Below are 17,284 nucleotides of genomic sequence, written 5' to 3' on the forward strand. Positions count from 1 at the left end.
TTTAGTGGGGGCCGCCGCCCTTGATAATCATGGGACTTCCCGGACCCGTGAAAACAGTCAAGGAACATCTGGTGTTACGCGGTGTACGAAGATTCTGGGTGGTGCTATGAGGGTGGGGACTGGGGAGTCCGCTGTCGTGCTCCTCGAAGCCGTACCACGCCATGCGTCGAGCATCTGGACGCGCGCTTACCTGCGGCTCCTGTTATCCGGGGACACCGCCTGCGTGCTGCTGGCCTGCGCGGTGGTGCTCGGCATCCGGTTGCTCAACGGCGTCTACATCCCGGCGGAGGAGTTCCTCCTCGGCGTCGGGCTGGTCGCCGCCTGGCCGGTCGCGCTCGCGCTCGGCGGCGCCTACCGGCAGCGGGCCAACGGGGAAGGGACGGACGAGTTCAAGGCGGTGCTCAACGGCGGCGTCGGGCTGATGGCGGCCGTGGCCATCGGCGCCTACGCCACGCAGACGGTGATCGCGCGCAGCTTCGTGCTGGCGATGCTGCCGCTGGCGCTGATCGCCACGCTCTGCTTCCGCTACCGGATGCGTAAACGCCTGCACCGCAGGAGAGCGGTGGGCGAGTACATGCGCGAGGTCATCGCGGTCGGCCACCGGGAGTCGATCCTCGACCTGGTGATGCAGTTCCGCCGGCAGCCGTACCACGGGATGCGGGTCGTGGGCGCCTGCCTGCCGGCCGAGCGGCAGGACGACGACCTGGACGGGATCCCGATCCTGGGCACGTTCGCGGACGTCGCCGACGTGGTGACGCGCACCGGGGCGGACGCGGTCGCCGTGCTCGCCTGCCCCGAACTGGACGGGGCGGCGCTGCGCCGGCTGGCGTGGAGCCTGGAGACCTCACGCACCGACCTGTTCGTCGCCCCGGCGCTGCTCGACGTGGCCGGGCCGCGGATCAGCATCCGCCCGGTCGCCGGGATGCCGCTGCTGCACGTGGAGCACCCCGAGTTCGACGGGGCGAGACAGTTCGTCAAGAGCGTGTTCGACCGGCTGGTCGCGGTGGCGGCGCTGCTCGTGCTGGCCCTGCCGCTGCTCGCCATCGCGGTGCTGATCCGGGTCACGAGCGCCGGACCGGCGCTCTTCCACCAGACCAGGGTGGGCCGGCGCGGCAAGGAGTTCCGGCTGGTCAAGTTCCGGACCATGGTCACGGACGCGGAGCGGCTCAAGGACGGGCTGGCCGGCGCGAACGAGTTCGACAGCGTGCTGTTCAAGATGCGGAACGATCCAAGGATCACCGGGATCGGCGCTTTCCTGCGCCGCTACTCACTGGACGAGCTGCCGCAGCTGCTCAACGTGGTGCGCGGCGAGATGTCGCTGGTGGGCCCGCGGCCGCCGCTGCGCGAGGAGGTCGCCCAGTACGGCGCCGACGTGCGCCGCCGCCTCGTCGTCAAGCCGGGCCTGACCGGACTCTGGCAGGTCAGCGGCCGCTCCGACCTGACCTGGGAGGAGTCGGTCCGGCTCGATCTGCGGTACGTGGAGAACTGGTCGCTCGTGCTCGACCTGCAGATCCTGTGGAAGACCTGGTCCGTGGTGGCGCGTGGAGAAGGGGCGTACTGACGGTGAAAGCACTCGTGCTCGCCGGGGGGTCGGGCACACGGCTGAGGCCGATCACGCACACCTCGGCCAAGCAGCTCGTGCCGGTCGCGAACAAACCGGTGCTGTTCTACGGGCTGGAGGCGATCGCCGCCGCCGGGATCCGCGAGGCGGGGCTCGTGGTGGGCGACACCTGGGCGGAGATCGAGGCGGCCGTCGGCGACGGCTCCGCCTTCGGGCTGGAGGTCACCTACCTGCGCCAGGAGGCGCCGCTCGGGCTGGCGCACGGCGTGCTGATCGCCCGCGACTACCTGGGCGACGACGACTTCGTCATGTACCTGGGCGACAACTTCGTCGTGGGCGGCATCACCGGCCTGGTGGAGCGCTTCGCCAGTGAGCGGCCGGCGGCGCAGATCATGCTCACCCGGGTCGGCGACCCGAGGCAGTTCGGGGTCGCCGAGTTGGACGCGGCCGGGCGGGTCGTCGGCCTGGAAGAGAAACCGGCGTCCCCGAAGAGCAACCTCGCGCTGGTCGGCGTCTACCTGTTCAGCCCGGCCGTGCACGCGGCGGTGGCCGAGCTGAAGCCGTCGTGGCGGGGCGAGCTGGAGATCACCGACGCGATCCAGTGGCTCCTGGAAGCCGGGATGCGGGTGGAGTCGTCGGTGATCACCGGCTACTGGAAGGACACCGGCAACGTCGCCGACATGCTGGAGGTCAACCGGCTCGTGCTGGAGTGGCTCGACGCGGGGACGTACGGCCGGGTCGACGCCGCCAGCGAGCTGATCGGCCGGGTGCGGGTCGAGGCGGGCGCCGTCGTGGAGCGCTCGCGGCTGGTCGGCCCGGCGATCGTCGGGGCGGGCGCGGTCGTCCGCGACTCGTACGTGGGCCCGTACACCTCGATCGGGGCGGGCTGCGCGGTCACGCGCAGCGAGGTCGAGTACTCGATCCTGATGCCGAGGGCGTCGATCGACGGGGTGGGCCGGATCGAGCAGTCGCTCATCGGGCACGACGTCGAGGTCACCCGGGCGCCCGACACGCCGAGGGCCCACCGGCTCGTGCTGGGCGATCACAGCAAGGTACAGATCAGTTCATGAAGAGGATCCTGGTGACCGGCGGTGCGGGGTTCATCGGCTCGCACTTCGTCCACGGGCTCGCCGGCGCCGACGTGACGGTGCTGGACAAGCTCACGTACGCGGGAAACCGCGCCAACCTGGACGGCGCCGCGCACACGTTCGTGCACGGCGACGTCTGCGACGCGGGCCTGCTGGCCGAGGTGGTGCCGGGCCACGACCTGGTGGTCAACTTCGCGGCCGAGTCGCACGTCGACCGGTCGATCGACGGCGCGGCCGAGTTCGTCCGCACGAACGTGCTCGGCACGCAGACGCTGCTGCAGGCGTGCCTGGACGCGGGGGTGCCGCGGGTGGTGCAGGTCTCCACCGACGAGGTGTACGGGACGATCGACGAGGGATCGTGGACGGAGGACGCGCCGCTGCGACCGCGTTCGCCCTACGCCGCGTCGAAGGCGGGCGGCGACCTCATCGCCCGGTCGTACGCGATCACGTACGGGCTGAACGTGTCGATCACCCGGTGCGGCAACAACTACGGCCCGCGCCAGTACCCGGAGAAGGTCATCCCGCTCTTCGTGACGAACCTGATGCGCGGCCGGAAGGTGCCGCTCTACGGCGACGGCGGGAACGTGCGCGACTGGATCCACGTCGAGGACCACTGCGCGGGCATCCGCCTGGTGGCCGAGGTGGGCGAGCCGGGCGAGGTCTACCACATCGCGGGCACCGCCGAGCTGACGAACAGGGAGCTGACCGGCCGCCTCCTGGAGGCGTGCGGCAAGGGGTGGGACATGGTGGAACACGTCGAGGACCGCAAGGGGCACGACCGGCGGTACTCGCTGGACGACGGGAAGCTGCGCGGGCTCGGCTACCGGCCGCGGATCCCGTTCGAGCAGGGGCTGAAGGAGACCGTCCGCTGGTACGCGGCCAACCGCGACTGGTGGGCCGGCTTATGAGATGGCTGGTCACCGGCGGCCGGGGCATGCTGGCCGCCGACGTGCTGCACCGGATCGCCGTGACGGGGGAGCCGGTGCTCGCGCTCGGCCGCGACGAGCTGGACCTGTGCGACGCCCGCGCGGTGCGCGACTTCGTCGGCGCCTACCGGCCGAGAGTGGTGGTCAACTGCGCCGGCTGGACGGCGGTCGACCTGGCCGAGACGCGCGAGACCGAGGCCATGGAGGTCAACGGCACGGCGGTGCGCACGCTGGCCCGGGTCTGCGAGCGGGCCGGGGCGCGGCTGGTGCACCTGTCGACGGACTACGTCTTCGACGGCACGGCCGCCGGGCCGTACCCGGAGGACGCGGAGCCCTCGCCGGTCAACGCCTACGGCCGGACGAAGCTGGCGGGTGAGCGGGCGGCGCTGGAGCACGGGCAGTACGTGGTCCGCACGGCCTGGCTCTACGGCGCGGGCGGGCCGAACTTCGTCCGCACGATGACGCGGCTGGCGGCCACCCGCCCCGTCGTGGACGTCGTGGACGACCAGCGCGGCCAGCCCACGTGGTCCGCCGACCTGGCCGACCACCTGGTCCGGCTGGCCCAGTCTGACCTGCCGCCGGGGGTCTACCACGCGGTCAGCGCCGGCGAGACCACCTGGTACGGGCTGGCCAGGGAGGTGTTCGCCCTGCTGGGCGAGGACCCGGACCGGGTCCGGCCGGTGCCTTCGACGGACTTCCCCCGCCCGGCCCGGCGCCCCGCCACCAGCCTGCTCGCCGTCACGAGAGGCGAGCCGATCCGGCACTGGCGGGACGCCCTGCACGCCGCCTGGCCGGTGCTGACCGGGAGGGCGCCGCACGCCGGGCAGGCGGTCGGGAAGGTGGGCTGGTGAAGCCTCTCGGCATCGACGGCGCCTGGCTGCACACTCCGGTCGTGCATCACGACACCCGGGGCGCGTTCGCGGAGGCCCTGCGCGCGGATCTGCTGCCCCGGGCGTTCGAGCTCGCCCAGGTCAACTGTTCCGTCTCGCGGCGCGGGGTGCTGCGGGGGTTGCACTTCGCGGACGTGCCGCCGGGGCAGGCGAAGTACGTGATGTGCGTGTCCGGCGCGATCCTGGACGTGGTGGTGGACCTGCGCGCGGGCTCGCCCACGTTCGGCCGGTGGGAGACGGTCGTGCTGGACGACGAGGAGCGCACCGCGACGCTGATCGCGGAGGGGCTCGGCCACGGTTTCATCACGCTGAGCGATCGGGCGACCGTCGTCTACCTGTGCACGGCTCCGTACACCCCGGCCAGGGAGCACGGCGTGCACCCGCTCGACCCGGACCTCGGCATCGCCTGGCCCGCCGAGCTGGAGCCGGTGCTGTCGGAGAAGGACGCGGCCGCGCCCTCGCTGAAGGAGGCGCTCGACGCCGGGCTGCTGCCCTCGTACGAGCGGTGCCGGGAGTTCTACAAGGGAGCGATGGCATGACGACCTGCCGCCTCTGCGGGGCCGGTGACCTGGCCTCGGTGGTGGACCTGGGGGCCACCCCGCCGTGCGAGCGGATACTCACCGCCGCGCAGCTCGACGAGCCCGAGGTCACCTACCCGCTGCACCTGCGGGTGTGCACCGCGTGCTGGCTGACGCAGCTGCCGCCGCTGATCACGCCGGAGGAGACGTTCACCGACTACGCCTACTTCTCCTCCTACTCGACGTCGTGGGTGGAGCACGCGCGCGCGTTCGTGGCCGGGCTGCCGCTGCGGCCGGGCGCGTTCGTGGTGGAGGTGGCCAGCAACGACGGCTACCTGCTGCGGCACGTGGTCGAGCGGGGCGTGCGCTGCCTGGGCATCGAGCCGTCGGTGAACGTGGGCGAGGCCGCCCGCCGGGCCGGCGTGCCCACGGTGACCGCGTTCCTCACCCCCGAGACAGCCAGGGCGGTCGTACGGGAGCACGGCAGGGCCGACCACGTGGTGGCGAACAACGTGTACGCGCACATCCCCGACGTCGTCGGCTTCACCGAGGGGCTGCGCACGCTCGTCGCCGACGACGGGTGGGTGTCGATCGAGGTGCAGCACCTGCTCACGCTGATCGAGCGCAACCAGTACGACACGATCTACCACGAGCACTTCCAGTACTACACGGTCGCCTCGGCCCAGCGGGCGCTGGCGAGCGGCGGGCTGACGCTGGTGGACGTCGAGCTGCTGCCCACCCACGGCGGCTCGATCCGGCTCTGGGCGCGGCCGGAGGGCACGCCGGGGCAGCGGGTGCGCGACGCGCTGGCCCTGGAGAAGGCCGCCGGGCTGCACGACCTGTCCGGCTACCTGGGCTTCGCGGCCCGGGTCGCCAAGGTCCGGCGCGACCTGCTCGGCTTCCTCGTCGGCGCGGCCGAGGCCGGCAAGATCGTGGTCGGCTACGGAGCGCCCGGCAAGGGCAACACGCTGCTCAACCACTGCGGCGTCCGGCCCGACCTGCTCGCCTACACGGTGGATCGCAACCCGTACAAGCACGGCAAGTTCACCCCCGGCGCGCGCATCCCGGTCTTCGAGCCCGGCAGGATCGCCGCCGACCGGCCCGACTACGTGCTCGTCCTGCCCTGGAACCTGCGGGACGAGCTGATCGGGCAGCTCTCCTATGTCCACGACTGGGGCGGCCGGCTGGTCTTCCCCATCCCCGAGTTGGAGGTCGTGTGAAGGTCGTCCTCTTCTGCGGCGGGTACGGCACGCGGATGCGCACCGGCGCACCCGGGGACGCGCCCAAGCCCATGCAGCTCGTCGGCCCGAGACCGCTGATCTGGCACGTGATGCGCTACTACGCGCACTGGGGGCACAAGGAGTTCGTGCTCTGCCTCGGCTACGGGGCCCACCAGATCAAGGACTTCTTCCTCCATTACGAGGAGACGGCGTCCAACGACTTCGTGCTCCGGCAGGGCCGGGTGGAGCTGCTGGCCAACGACATCTCCGACTGGACGATCTCGTTCGTGCACACCGGCGTCGAGTCGTCCATCGGCGAGCGGCTGCGCCGGGTCCGCGAGCATCTCGGCGGGGACGAGATGTTCCTGGCCAACTACGCCGACGTGCTGAGCGACGCGCCGCTGCCCGACATGATCGACCGGTTCGCCCGGTCGGGCGCGGGCGCCTCGCTGATGGTGGTGCCGCCGCCCGGCACTTTCCACTGCGTGGAGGTCGAGGAGGGCGGCCTGGTCGGGCAGATCACCGCCGTCACCGAGATGCCGTTATGGGTGAACGGCGGCTACTTCGTCCTGCGCCAGGAGATCTTCGACCACATCCCGGAGGGCGGTGACCTGCTCGTCGACGGCTGCCGGGAGCTGGCCAAGCGCGGCCGGCTGCTCGCGTACCCGTACCGCGGCTACTGGCGGCCCACCGACACCGTCAACCAGCGCGTCGAGCTGGACCGCGCCTACGCCCGCGGCGACCGGCCGTGGGCCGTCTGGGAGCCCGCCGCATGATCGACCTGGTGCCCGGCGAGCTGCGCCGGATCGCCGTACTCGGCGCGCACTGCGACGACGTCGCCATCGGCGCCGGCGGCACGCTGCTGACGCTCTGCGCCGCCCGTCCGGGGATCAGGGTGGAGGCGCTGGTGCTGTCGGGCGGCGGCACCGAGCGCGAGAGCGAGGAACGCGACGCGCTCGCGGCCTTCTGCCCCGGCGCCGACCTGCGCGTGACGGTCGGCAAGATGCCCGACGGGCGGCTGCCCGCGCACTGGGACGAGGCCAAGCGGGCGGTGGAGGACCTGCACGTCAGGATCTCGCCCGACCTGATACTCGCGCCGCACCCCGGCGACGCCCACCAGGACCACCGGGGGCTGGCGGAGCTGGTGACCACCGCGTTCCGCGACCACCTGGTGCTCGGGTACGAGATCGTCAAGTGGGACGGCGACCTCGGCCGCCCGAACGCCTACCAGCCGCTCATGCCGGCGGTCGCCGAGGCCAAGGTCGCCCTGCTGTGGGAGCACTACCCGTCGCAGCGCCGCCGCTCCTGGTTCGACAGGGAGGCGTTCACCGGGCTGGCCAGGATCCGCGGGATCGAATGCCAGACGCGCTACGCCGAGGCCTTCTACCTGCGCAAACTCACTCTCGACCTCGCTGGAGGCTGATCCGCATGCGCGTTCTGCTCACCGGGCACCTGGGATACCTGGGCACCGTGATGGCGCCGGTGCTCGCCGCCGCCGGCCACGAGGTGACCGGGCTCGACTCCGGGCTGTTCGCCGACTGCGTGCTGGGCCCGGATCCCGCGGATCCGCCGGGCCACCGGACGGACCTGCGCGACGTGCCCGCCGGGCTGCTCGACGGCTTCGACGCGGTGGTCCACCTGGCGGCGCTGTCGAACGACCCGCTGGGCGCGCTGGCCCCCGAGCTGACCTACGCCATCAACCACACGGCCTCCGTCCGGCTGGCCAGGCTGGCACGGGACGCGGGCGTGCGCCGCTTCCTGTACGCCTCCACCTGCTCGGTGTACGGGGCCTCGGGCGGGGACGAGCTGCTGGGCGAGGACGCCCCGCTGCGGCCGGTCACCCCGTACGCGGAGTCCAAGGTGCGGGTGGAGGACGACCTGGCGGCGCTGGCCGACGACGACTTCTCGCCGGTCTACCTGCGCAACGCCACCGCGTTCGGGTTCTCGCCCCGGCTGCGGGCCGACATCGTGCTGAACAACCTGGTCGCGCACGCCCACCTGACGGGCACCGTGCGGGTCCTGTCGGACGGCACGCCGTGGCGGCCGCTGGTGCACGCGGCCGACATCGCCGAGGCGTTCGCCGCCGCGCTGGCCGCGCCGCGCGAGGCGGTGCACGACCGGGCGTTCAACGTCGGCTGGGAGCAGAACAACCTGACCGTCGCCGAGATCGCCGAGCACGTGGCGGAGGCGGTGCCCGGCGCCGAGCTGCTCATCACCGGTGAGAGCGGGGCCGACCCGCGCTCGTACCGGGTGGACTTCTCCCGCATCAGGGCCGCGCTGCCCGGCTTCCACGCCCGGTGGACGGTCAAGGCGGGGTCGGTCGAGCTGGCCGACGCCTACCGCGAGCACGGGCTGACCGCGCACGGCTTCGAACGGCGCTTCACCCGGCTGGCCAGGCTCGCCGACCGCCGCACCGACGGCACCGTCACCCCGGAGCTGCGCGCGTGACCGGTGAGGAGATGCACGCCCTGGTCGAGCGGCTCTACCCGGTCTGCCGCTCCATCACCGGCGACGGCGTGCGCCGCACGCTGGAGATCGTCGGCGAGCACCTGCCGCTCGACGTGCACGAGGTGCCCACCGGGACGCAGGTGCTCGACTGGACGGTGCCCAAGGAGTGGAACATCCGCGACGCGTACGTCAAGGATCCCTCCGGGGCCAGGGTCATCGACTTCCGGCGGCTCAACCTGCACGTGGTGGGCTACAGCGTGCCGGTGCGCGGCACGTACACGCTGGAGGAGCTGCGACCGCGGCTGCACACGCTGCCCGAGCAGCCGGACCTGGTGCCGTACCGGACCAGCTACTACAGCGAGACGTGGGGGTTCTGCCTCAGCCAGCGGACGCTCGACGGGCTCGGCGAGGGACCGTACGAGGTGATGGTCGACGCCACGCTGGCCGACGGGCACCTCACCTACGGCGAGCACGTCGTGCGCGGCACCAGCGACGAGGAGGTGCTGATCTCCTGCCACGTGTGCCACCCGTCGCTGGCCAACGACAACCTGGCCGGGATCGCCGTCGCCGTCGCGCTCGCCGCCCGGCTGGAGGCGCCCCGGCTGACGTACCGGTTCGTGTTCGCGCCCGGCACGATCGGCGCGATCACCTGGCTGGCGCGCAACCGCGACCGGCTCGGCCGGATCGGGGCCGGGCTGACGCTCGCCTGCGCCGGCGACCCCGGCCCGCTCACCTACAAGCGCAGCAGGCGCGGCGACGCGGGCGTGGACCGCGCGCTGGCGCACGTGCTCGCCGGCCGGCCGCACACGATCCTCGACTTCTCCCCGTACGGGTACGACGAGCGACAGTACTGCTCGCCCGGCTTCGACCTGCCGGTCGGCAGCCTCACCAGGACCCCGTACGCGGGCTACCCCGAGTACCACACCTCCGGCGACCACCCGGGCTTCGTCACCGCCGAAGCCATGGCCGACACGCTGGAGACGCTCTGGGAGGCGGTGCGCGTGCTCGAACGCGACGGCCGCTACCGGAACCTCAGCCCGTACGGCGAGCCGCAGCTCGGCAGACGCGGCCTGTACGGGTCGATCGGCGGGCGCAGTGACACGCGAGAGGCGCAGCTGGCGATGTTATGGGTGCTGAACCAGTCCGACGGCGGCCACAGCCTGCTGGACGTCGCGGACCGGTCGGGCCTGCCCTTCGACATGGTCGCCGACGCCGCCGCCGCGCTCGAAGGCGCCGGGCTGCTCAAACGGGAGGACTGATGGAGCTGCGTGTGGGCGACCTCGTCGAGGTCCGCGGCCGGGAGGAGATCCTGGCCACGCTGGACGAGCGGGGCGAGCTGGAGAACCTGCCGTTCATGCCGGAGATGCTGCGCTACTGCGGGCGGCGGCTGACCGTGCACAAGGTGGCGCACAAGCTCTGCGACACGATCAGCCGCAGCGGCATGCGCAAGATGGAGCGCGCCGTCCACCTCACCGGCGCCCGCTGCGACGGGGCCGCGCACGGCGGCTGCCAGACCGCCTGCTCGCTCTACTGGAAGGAGGCCTGGCTCAGGAAGGTCGAGCCGGGCGATCCGCCGCGGCCCGCCGCGTCGTCGCCGAGGTTGCTGCCGCTGCTCCAGGTCAACACCCGCAAGGGCGCGGACGCGTACTCCTGCCAGGCCACCGAGCTGCTCAGGGCCGCGCCCACGTGCCTGCCGTTCCGCGACCTCGGCCAGTACGTCACCGACGTGCGCAGCGGGAACGCCGGGGTGCCCGCGGTGGCGCGGGCGTTCCTGGTCGGGCTGTTCAACCGGTTCCAGGAGGCGAGCAAGAAGATCCTGCCGCGCCGGCTGTGGATCAGGCGCGGGCTGCGCTGGGGGTTCGTCGAAGGGCGGGCCGGCCGGACCACGCCCACCGGCAAGCTCGACCTCCAGCCGGGGGAGCTGGTCAGGATCAGGCCCAAGGACGACATCCTCGCCACGCTCGACGACGACCTGCTCAACCGCGGGCTCGGCTTCGAGGAGGAGATGGCCCGCCACTGCGGCCGCACCGCCCGCGTGCGCGCCAGGGTGGAACGCTGCCTGGACGAGAAGACCGGGCGGATGCTGCACATGAAGAACCCCTGCATCATCCTCGACGACCTCGTCTGCGAAGGGGTCTACAACGCGAACTGCCCGCGCGAGTTCGTCCCGTTCTGGCGGGAGATCTGGCTGGAGAGGGTCGAGGACGGTACGTGAGCGACGTCGGCGAGGTCGGCCGCAAAGCGGGCCGCGGCCTGCGCTGGAGCCTGCTCGGCAACGTGGTCATGAAGGCCGGCTCGTTCGCGATGAGCCTGGTCCTGGCCCGGCTGCTGACGAACGACGACTTCGGCGTGTTCGCCATCGCGCTGGCGGCCAGCCAGTTCGTCATCCACGTCAACGACGCCGGGGTCATCGCCGCCACCGTGCAGTGGCGCGGCAGGCTGGAGGAGATCGCGCCGACCGCGACCGTCGTCGCCATCGCCTCCAGTTTCACCTTGTACGGGCTGTTCTGGGTGATCGCGCCCTTCTACGCGAGCTTCGCCGGCAACGAGGACGCCACCTGGGTGATCCGCATCCTCATGGCCACCAACGTCGTCTACGGGCTGACGGCGGTGCGCAGCGCCGCCCTGATGCGCCGCTTCGAGCAGGACAAGCTGGCCTGGGCCAACCTGGCCGGGTTCGGCGCCAACGCGGCCGTCTCCATCACCCTGGCCGCGGACGGCGCCGGGGCCTACAGCTTCGCCTGGGGGCAGCTCAGCGGGGCCGCGCTCACCGGCGTGCTGGTGCTGGTGCTCGCCCGGGTGCGGATCGCGTTCGGTTTCGACCGGGTGCTGGCCGCCCGGCTGCTCCGCTTCGGGCTGCCGCTCTGCGTCGGGCTCGGCATCGAGGGGCTGCTGCTCAACGTCGACGTGGTGATCGTCGGGGACACGCTCGGCACCGCCCAGCTCGGCTTCTACCTGCTCGCCTACAACATCGCGGCCTGGGTGCCGGGGATCATCGGCACCGCCCTGCGGTACGTGGCGCTGCCCAGCTTCTCGCGGCTGGCCGAGGAAGGGCCGGCCGCGATCCAGGAGGGGGTGCGGCGGGCGGTCCCGCTGCTGGGCTGCCTCGTGCTGCCGATCGCGGCGGTCATGTGCGTGCTCGCACCCGCCCTGGTGGAGTTCCTGTACGAGCCGCGCTGGCTGCCCTCGGCCCAGGTGCTGCGGTTCCTGGCGATCGTCATGGCCGTGCGGATGCTCAGCCTGCTGATCACCGACATCCTGGCCGGGCTCGGCATCACCAGGGCGACCCTGTGGGTGAACGTGTGCTGGGCGCTCGCGCTGGTGCCCGCCCTGCTCGTCGGCGCTCGTACGGGCGGCATCCAGGGGGCCGCGACGGCGCACGCGGTGGTCGCGGTGGTGCTGGCGCTGCCGCTGCTGGCGTTCGCGCTGCGCCGGGCCGGGGTGCCCGTCGGGCTGTTCGCCGCCGGGCTGGCCAGGCCGCTGCTCGCCGCCGTTCTCGCCGGGGTGGCCATGGCCGGGCTCGCCACCGTGGTCGACGGGGCGTTCCTGGAGCTGTGCGTCGCCGGCGGGGCCGGTCTGCTGCTGTTCGTGCTCGTCGCGGTGCCGCGCGCCGCGCTCCTGCATCTCGTACGCCATCTTGTACACGGAGGGAGGGCCCATGTCGGCCGCTGATCTGGTCTCGATCGCGCTGCCGGTGCGCAACGGCGCCGACCGGCTGGAGGGGGTGATCGGGTCGGTGCTCGCCCAGGACCACCAGAACCTGGAGCTGGTCATCTCCGACAACGCCTCCACCGACGGCACGGAGGAGCTCTGCCGCGACCTGGCCGCCTCCGACCCCCGGATCGTCTACCACCGGCATCCGGAGAACGTCGGCCTGCTCAACAACTTCGTGCACGCCGCCCGCGTCTCGCGCGGCGCGTACGTGCGCTGGATCGGCGACGACGACCGGCTCGACCCGCCCTGCGTCTCCCGGGGGCTGGCCGCGTTCGCCGCGGACGAGCGGGTCGTGCTGGTCACCACCCAGGTCGCCTACACCGGCCCCGACGGCGTGCCGCGCACCGCCGCCTACGACGGCACCGCGCTGTCCTCCGGCGACCCGGTGACCCGCTTCGCCGAGCTGCTCAGGCTGCTGAACGAGAGCCACCTGCTGATCGACCCGCTGTACGGGATGCTGCGCCGCTCGGTGGCCACCGGCATCCCGCGCCGCAACATGCTGCGCGAGGACGAGGTGTTCGCCGCCAAACTGGCGCTCGCCGGGCCGTGGGCGCACGTGCCCGAGGTGCTGGCGCACCGCAACTGGCGGGTGGAGCGCATCTCGGGCGTGGCCAGGCGGCTCGGCGTGCCCGCCTGGCAGTCGCACCTGGCCAACACGCTGCAGTGCAGGGAACTGCTGTCCTGGCTGGGCCGGGCGGGCCTCACCGAGGACCAGCGGCGGCGGGCGCGCGTGGAGGTGCTCAGGATGTACGCGCGACGGCAGCGGCGGACGGTGACGCACCGTGGTCGACGAGTTGGCCGCAAGCTGCTCTCCCTCGCCCGCCTGGTGTAACACGCCGAATGAACCGTGCGATTTCCTCTTTGTACCGTTATATGCGACGGGGGCGGATGTAGTGGGCTTTTGGAAGACCGTTGTCGGCCTGGCCCTGAGGAAGTCCGTCGGGCCCCCGGTCGTGGTGGCGGCCGTCCTGCTGGCCCTGGCCGGCTGGCTCCTGGTCCCGGACCGGTACGTGTCGACCGCGTCCATGGTGCTCACCGTGCCCGCCAGCGGCGGCACGCTGGAGACCCTGCCCGAGTCCAAGCCGGGGCTGACCAACCCGCTGCTGCAGTTCAACGACGCGCTCCGGACCACGGCCGGCATCCTCATCCTGGCCACCAACACGCCCGAGGTCGCGGCCTCACTCGGGGTCGCCGAGGACGGGCCGACCTCCCTCACGATCAACGACGGGCGCACCAACCCCGACCTGCTGGGCATCAGCACCAACGGGCCGTTCGTGTACGTCGAGGTGGAGAGCACCTCGCCGCGGGTGGTCAGGGAGGTCATGGCCAAGGCGCAGCAGCGGGTCAAGCTGGAACTGGCCGAGCGGCAGGTGGCCCTGGACGCGCCGATCAGCACGCACATCGGCATCCTCGACGTGATGCCCGCCTCCGTGCCCAAGCCCATCGTCCAGGGCCGCCTGATGGCCGCCGCCGGCGGCGCCTTCGCCGGCGTCACGCTCGGCCTGGCCCTGGCCTTCGCGATCACCCGGCTCGGCGTCCCCTCCCGCCTCCGCCTGCCGGCCCCCGAGAGGGGCGTCGCCTCTCCTGAGGGCTCCACGGCCCCCGGAAGCGGTGACTCCGACGGTGACGGGATCGGGGCGGGGGCCAAAGCGCCGCCGCGTCGCAACGGAACGCCCCTTGAACGGACCACGCTCCCGGCCTTCCCCCTTACGGTGGAGGAGCTGAGCTTGGGAGGCGACCCACTCCCGGCCAAAGCTCCCGGCGAGGCCGAGGCTTCCGGCGAGGCCGAGGACGTCGGCGACACCCAGCAGTTCCGGGTCGTCGGCGGGGACACCGGGCCGATCGAGGTGGTGACCCGCGAGGGTCAGCCCGACTCCACCACCTGAGCGCACCGCCGGATCGCCGCCAGCCTGGACTCCATGGGCGTGTTCGACTTGGCCGAGATCATCATCCCCACCGCGTCGGCCCCCAGCCGGTCGGCGAAGGCCAGCGCCGTCGCCTCGTCCCACGGCTCGTGGTTGTAGCTCAGATGGCAGATCGAGGTGTTCACCGGCGGCGCCGCCTTCAGCACCTCGTCCACGAAGACCCCGTACAGGATGAACTCGGAGATGTGCAGCCGGGAGTTGAAGGCGTCCAGCCAGTCCTGTCCGGTCACCTCGGTGATGCGCCGCTGCATGGCGCGCACGATGTGCGGGTCCCAGAACGTCAGCGCGGTCACGTAGTCGGGCAGCGGGGGCGGCGGCGGTGGCGGCAGCCCGAGCAGCTCGCGCGCGACGTGGTGCCAGAGCACGTGCCGCTCCATCGAGGCGGTGACGCCTTCTTCGAGGCGGTACAGGCACAGCCGGCCGTCCCGGGTGAACGACGTCGCGTCGGTCGGCCGTACCAGCACCGCGTCGGAGTCGACGATGAGCATCGCGTCGGCGTCGATCAGCCCGGCGGCGGCGATCTTGACGGTCTGCTGCATGACCCAGCCGCGCAGCGGCGGCCACGGGCGGCGGGAGTTGACGTACACGTCCGTGCCGGGCACTCGCAGGTAGCGGCGGGGCAGCAGTTCGGAGCGGACCCACACGTGGCAGCGCGGCCCCTGGTACGGGGCGAACAGCTCCTTGTCGCCAGGCGGCACGAACACGTGGTGGATGGTGTCCTCGGAGGTGTGCTCCAGCACCGACCGGTGCAGGAGGGCGAACAGTTCGGCGTCTTGGGCGTAGGACGGCGTGATGACCGCCAGCTTGCTCAAGGGGGGCTCCCATCGAGTCCGGTGACCTGGGCGCAGCGCTGGATGGCGGCCAGACGCGCCGCCACGGGGGTCCGCGACTTGGCGGAGATCATCATGCCGATCGCCCGGGGTCCCAGCCGTTCGGCGAAGGCCACGGCGCCGGCGTGGTCGAGCGGGGTGCGGTCCCACCGGCTGTGGCACATCGCGGTGTCGCCCGGCGGCGACGTCTTCAGCACCTCGTCGACGAAGACCCCGTACACGATGAACTCCGACACCCGCAGGTGGGCTGTGAAGGCGCCCAGCCAGTCGCGGCCGGTGGCCTCCTCGATCCGCGCGATCATGGCGCGCACCACGGCCGGGTCCCAGCAGGCCAGCGAGCTGACGTAGTCGGGCAGCGGCGGGGTGGCGGTGCCGGGCAGGCCGAGCACGTCACGGGCGGCGCGGTGCCAGGTGACGTGCTCGGGCATGCCGTCGTGCACGGCGCCCTCGGCCCGGTACAGGACGGTCTGGCCGTCGCGGACGAAGTGCTCGGGCCCGGCGTCGCGGACCAGGACCACGTCGGAGTCGGCGACCAGCACCACCCGCGCGTCCAGCCGGGCCGTCACGGCGATCTTCGCCGCCTGCTGGACGACCCAGCCGCGCAGCGGCGGCCACGGCCGTGCCGGGTCGATCCAGAGCGCGGTGCCGGGCAGGTGGGTGATGCGGTGGGGGAGTATCTCGGGGTACGTCCACACTCGGCAGCGCGGCCCCGCGTACCCGGCGAACAGGGCGCGGTCCGAGGCGGGCACGACCACGTGGTGGACGGTGCCGCCGGGGGTGTGCTCCAGGACCGAGCGGTGCAGGTGGGCGAAGAGGTCGGCGTCGGGCCGGTAGGTGGGCGTGACGACGGCCAAATCGCTCATGAAGACCTCTCCAGTCCCCCGTGAAACGCCCCTCTTATCCATATCGCGGGGGTTTGTGGGGCGTTACAAAGGTTTCTGCAACGCTCCACCCCCGAGCCTCCGTGCTGATGAGCGGTATCAACCGGCGACCGCGTCTTCCCCATCTGGTGTCGATGGGAGCGCCCGGACCGCCGGTTCGGCGTTGGCCGACTCCATCAGCTCTTGGCTCGCGAGCGTCCGCGTCGCCCGCTCGGTGCCCTTGAGTTCGAGCAGGTGGTTCTCGACGACTTTGAGCGTCTGGAACTTCCGCGCATCGCGGTGGCTTTTCACGTCACGGCACACGACCAGCGGCAACGCCTTAGAAGTTACGATCTACGGCTGCCGTATCAGTCCGAGGAGGTCCGATCATGTATATTGATCAATGCGCTCGTGCTTCTGTTTGATTACGTTCCTTCGCAAGATCGTGATCTTAGAGGTTGCGGGCGTTTCTCGCTTCCGGCCCGTCACTTATAACGCACTGTGACGATCACGCGTCACGCAGAGCGATCGAGCGACAGCGCCACCGCAGTCAAACGCGAAGACTCCCATATCGTGGGCATTGGGGTGGTGTTACAGGGGTGATGTAACGCTCCACCCTTTACGGCCGACATCCCGCAAAGGAGTGGTCCCCGCCTCTATCGCGGCCCGTGGAACCCCCGCCTTCCCGAGCATCTTGGGCAGGCCGTAATGCGACCTACCCGCTGCGAGAAGGACGATCGGTCGAAAAACTTTATCAGCTGAAACCGGTCAGAAAGGACGGCCATCCTGTGAGTCATCGAGGCCAGGGATGAACGGATGGACGCCACGGAATCATGCCATGGAGCCGGGTTGAGGCGCAAGGAGTTTAGTTAAGGCAATTTCGACATAGCCGGCACCCTCTAGGCCGTCTGTCGGCAAATGTGCACAGCCGCCAGGGACGCGGTCCGCTCGTACCTCCTCCAATGTAGATTCGTCATAAGTCACACAAAGTTGACCGTTTCGGCAAAACCGAGGCACAGGCCAGATTTGTCTATTCCAATTGGATAGACGGCCCAACACTATCCATTTCTCCCGGATTAGGCCTAGGTCACCGAAAAGGCATACTTTTAGTGCAATCTCCGGTTTGAACCCCCCTTCTTCTATTGAATTGGGAATACAGTCCAGGCGAGGTCCGAAAAAGTAGCCCAAGGTAATCCCTGACCGGCCCACTCGGGCGACGACACCGAGTGCGAATCCACTGCCACGTAGTGGAACTGCGAATACATCGCCCTCGCCATACGGCTTTCGCTTGGATGTCATACTAA

The 17,284-nt window shown here is 71.2% G+C and carries 18 protein-coding genes; 14 read left to right on the forward strand and 4 right to left on the reverse strand.

Translation table 11 applies throughout. The features are described 5' to 3' along the window. Positions 1-106 precede the first annotated feature (106 nt). From KME79_RS14770 to KME79_RS14835, 14 genes are all read left to right on the forward strand, one after another. Entirely contained in the window at positions 107-1,561 is a 1,455-nt protein-coding gene (locus tag KME79_RS14770; RefSeq protein ID WP_219544888.1) for a sugar transferase, read from the forward strand. 2 nt (positions 1,562-1,563) lie between these two features. Next, on the forward strand, positions 1,564-2,631 hold the full coding sequence (locus KME79_RS14775; protein ID WP_219544889.1) for a glucose-1-phosphate thymidylyltransferase: 1,068 nt from the start codon (positions 1,564-1,566) through the stop codon (positions 2,629-2,631). Then, positions 2,628-3,557 (forward strand): dTDP-glucose 4,6-dehydratase, encoded by a 930-nt coding sequence (gene rfbB / locus KME79_RS14780; RefSeq protein ID WP_219544890.1) that lies wholly within the window; start codon positions 2,628-2,630, stop codon positions 3,555-3,557. The genes KME79_RS14775 and rfbB overlap by 4 nt, the downstream gene beginning before the upstream one ends. Beyond that, complete coding sequence (rfbD, locus tag KME79_RS14785) at positions 3,554-4,426, forward strand: dTDP-4-dehydrorhamnose reductase (protein ID WP_219544891.1); 873 nt, start codon at positions 3,554-3,556, stop codon at positions 4,424-4,426. Before rfbB ends, rfbD begins: the two co-directional genes overlap by 4 nt. Then, a complete protein-coding gene (locus KME79_RS14790) occupies positions 4,423-5,004 on the forward strand; it encodes a dTDP-4-dehydrorhamnose 3,5-epimerase family protein (RefSeq protein ID WP_148036434.1) in 582 nt (193 codons plus the stop codon). Before rfbD ends, KME79_RS14790 begins: the two co-directional genes overlap by 4 nt. Further along, positions 5,001-6,203, forward strand: coding sequence for a class I SAM-dependent methyltransferase (locus tag KME79_RS14795; RefSeq protein ID WP_219544892.1), 1,203 nt, complete (start codon positions 5,001-5,003; stop codon positions 6,201-6,203). The genes KME79_RS14790 and KME79_RS14795 overlap by 4 nt, the downstream gene beginning before the upstream one ends. Continuing rightward, on the forward strand, positions 6,200-6,979 hold the full coding sequence (locus tag KME79_RS14800) for a sugar phosphate nucleotidyltransferase (RefSeq protein WP_219544893.1): 780 nt from the start codon (positions 6,200-6,202) through the stop codon (positions 6,977-6,979). Before KME79_RS14795 ends, KME79_RS14800 begins: the two co-directional genes overlap by 4 nt. After that, a complete protein-coding gene (locus KME79_RS14805) occupies positions 6,976-7,626 on the forward strand; it encodes a PIG-L deacetylase family protein (RefSeq protein ID WP_219544894.1) in 651 nt (216 codons plus the stop codon). Before KME79_RS14800 ends, KME79_RS14805 begins: the two co-directional genes overlap by 4 nt. 5 nt (positions 7,627-7,631) lie before the next feature. After that, positions 7,632-8,651 carry an NAD-dependent epimerase/dehydratase family protein gene (locus tag KME79_RS14810; protein ID WP_219544895.1) on the forward strand — a complete coding sequence of 340 codons (1,020 nt, stop codon included), beginning with the start codon at positions 7,632-7,634 and terminating at the stop codon, positions 8,649-8,651. Further along, positions 8,648-9,910: a DUF4910 domain-containing protein gene (locus KME79_RS14815; RefSeq protein WP_219544896.1), complete on the forward strand. Its 1,263-nt coding sequence runs from the start codon at positions 8,648-8,650 to the stop codon at positions 9,908-9,910. Before KME79_RS14810 ends, KME79_RS14815 begins: the two co-directional genes overlap by 4 nt. Then, entirely contained in the window at positions 9,910-10,866 is a 957-nt protein-coding gene (locus KME79_RS14820; protein WP_219544897.1) for a hypothetical protein, read from the forward strand. The genes KME79_RS14815 and KME79_RS14820 overlap by 1 nt, the downstream gene beginning before the upstream one ends. Beyond that, positions 10,863-12,323, forward strand: a complete 1,461-nt coding sequence (locus tag KME79_RS14825; RefSeq protein ID WP_308248917.1) for an oligosaccharide flippase family protein — start codon at positions 10,863-10,865, stop codon at positions 12,321-12,323. Before KME79_RS14820 ends, KME79_RS14825 begins: the two co-directional genes overlap by 4 nt. After that, complete coding sequence (locus tag KME79_RS14830; protein WP_219544898.1) at positions 12,310-13,197, forward strand: glycosyltransferase family 2 protein; 888 nt, start codon at positions 12,310-12,312, stop codon at positions 13,195-13,197. Before KME79_RS14825 ends, KME79_RS14830 begins: the two co-directional genes overlap by 14 nt. A 61-nt stretch (positions 13,198-13,258) precedes the next feature. Beyond that, positions 13,259-14,251, forward strand: a complete 993-nt coding sequence (locus tag KME79_RS14835) for a hypothetical protein (RefSeq protein ID WP_219544899.1) — start codon at positions 13,259-13,261, stop codon at positions 14,249-14,251. Here the strand turns inward: KME79_RS14835 and KME79_RS14840 are convergent. The 4 genes from KME79_RS14840 to KME79_RS47425 form a co-directional block, all read right to left on the reverse strand. After that, positions 14,230-15,102, reverse strand: coding sequence for a DUF6492 family protein (locus KME79_RS14840; protein ID WP_219544900.1), 873 nt, complete (start codon positions 15,100-15,102; stop codon positions 14,230-14,232). The genes KME79_RS14835 and KME79_RS14840 overlap by 22 nt on opposite strands. Then, positions 15,099-15,983 (reverse strand): DUF6492 family protein, encoded by an 885-nt coding sequence (locus tag KME79_RS14845; protein ID WP_219544901.1) that lies wholly within the window; start codon positions 15,981-15,983, stop codon positions 15,099-15,101. Before KME79_RS14845 ends, KME79_RS14840 begins: the two co-directional genes overlap by 4 nt. Positions 15,984-16,100: 117 nt before the next feature. After that, positions 16,101-16,316, reverse strand: a complete 216-nt coding sequence (locus tag KME79_RS14850; protein WP_219544902.1) for a hypothetical protein — start codon at positions 16,314-16,316, stop codon at positions 16,101-16,103. 495 nt (positions 16,317-16,811) lie between these two features. After that, the gene (locus KME79_RS47425) at positions 16,812-17,279 is read right to left on the reverse strand and encodes an Imm26 family immunity protein (RefSeq protein ID WP_219544903.1); all 468 of its coding nucleotides are present in this window, start codon (positions 17,277-17,279) and stop codon (positions 16,812-16,814) included. Positions 17,280-17,284 lie beyond the last annotated feature (5 nt).

The sequence above is a fragment of the Nonomuraea harbinensis genome (assembly GCF_019396385.1).
In the GTDB taxonomy this organism is placed as follows: Bacteria; Actinomycetota; Actinomycetes; order Streptosporangiales; family Streptosporangiaceae; genus Nonomuraea; species Nonomuraea ferruginea.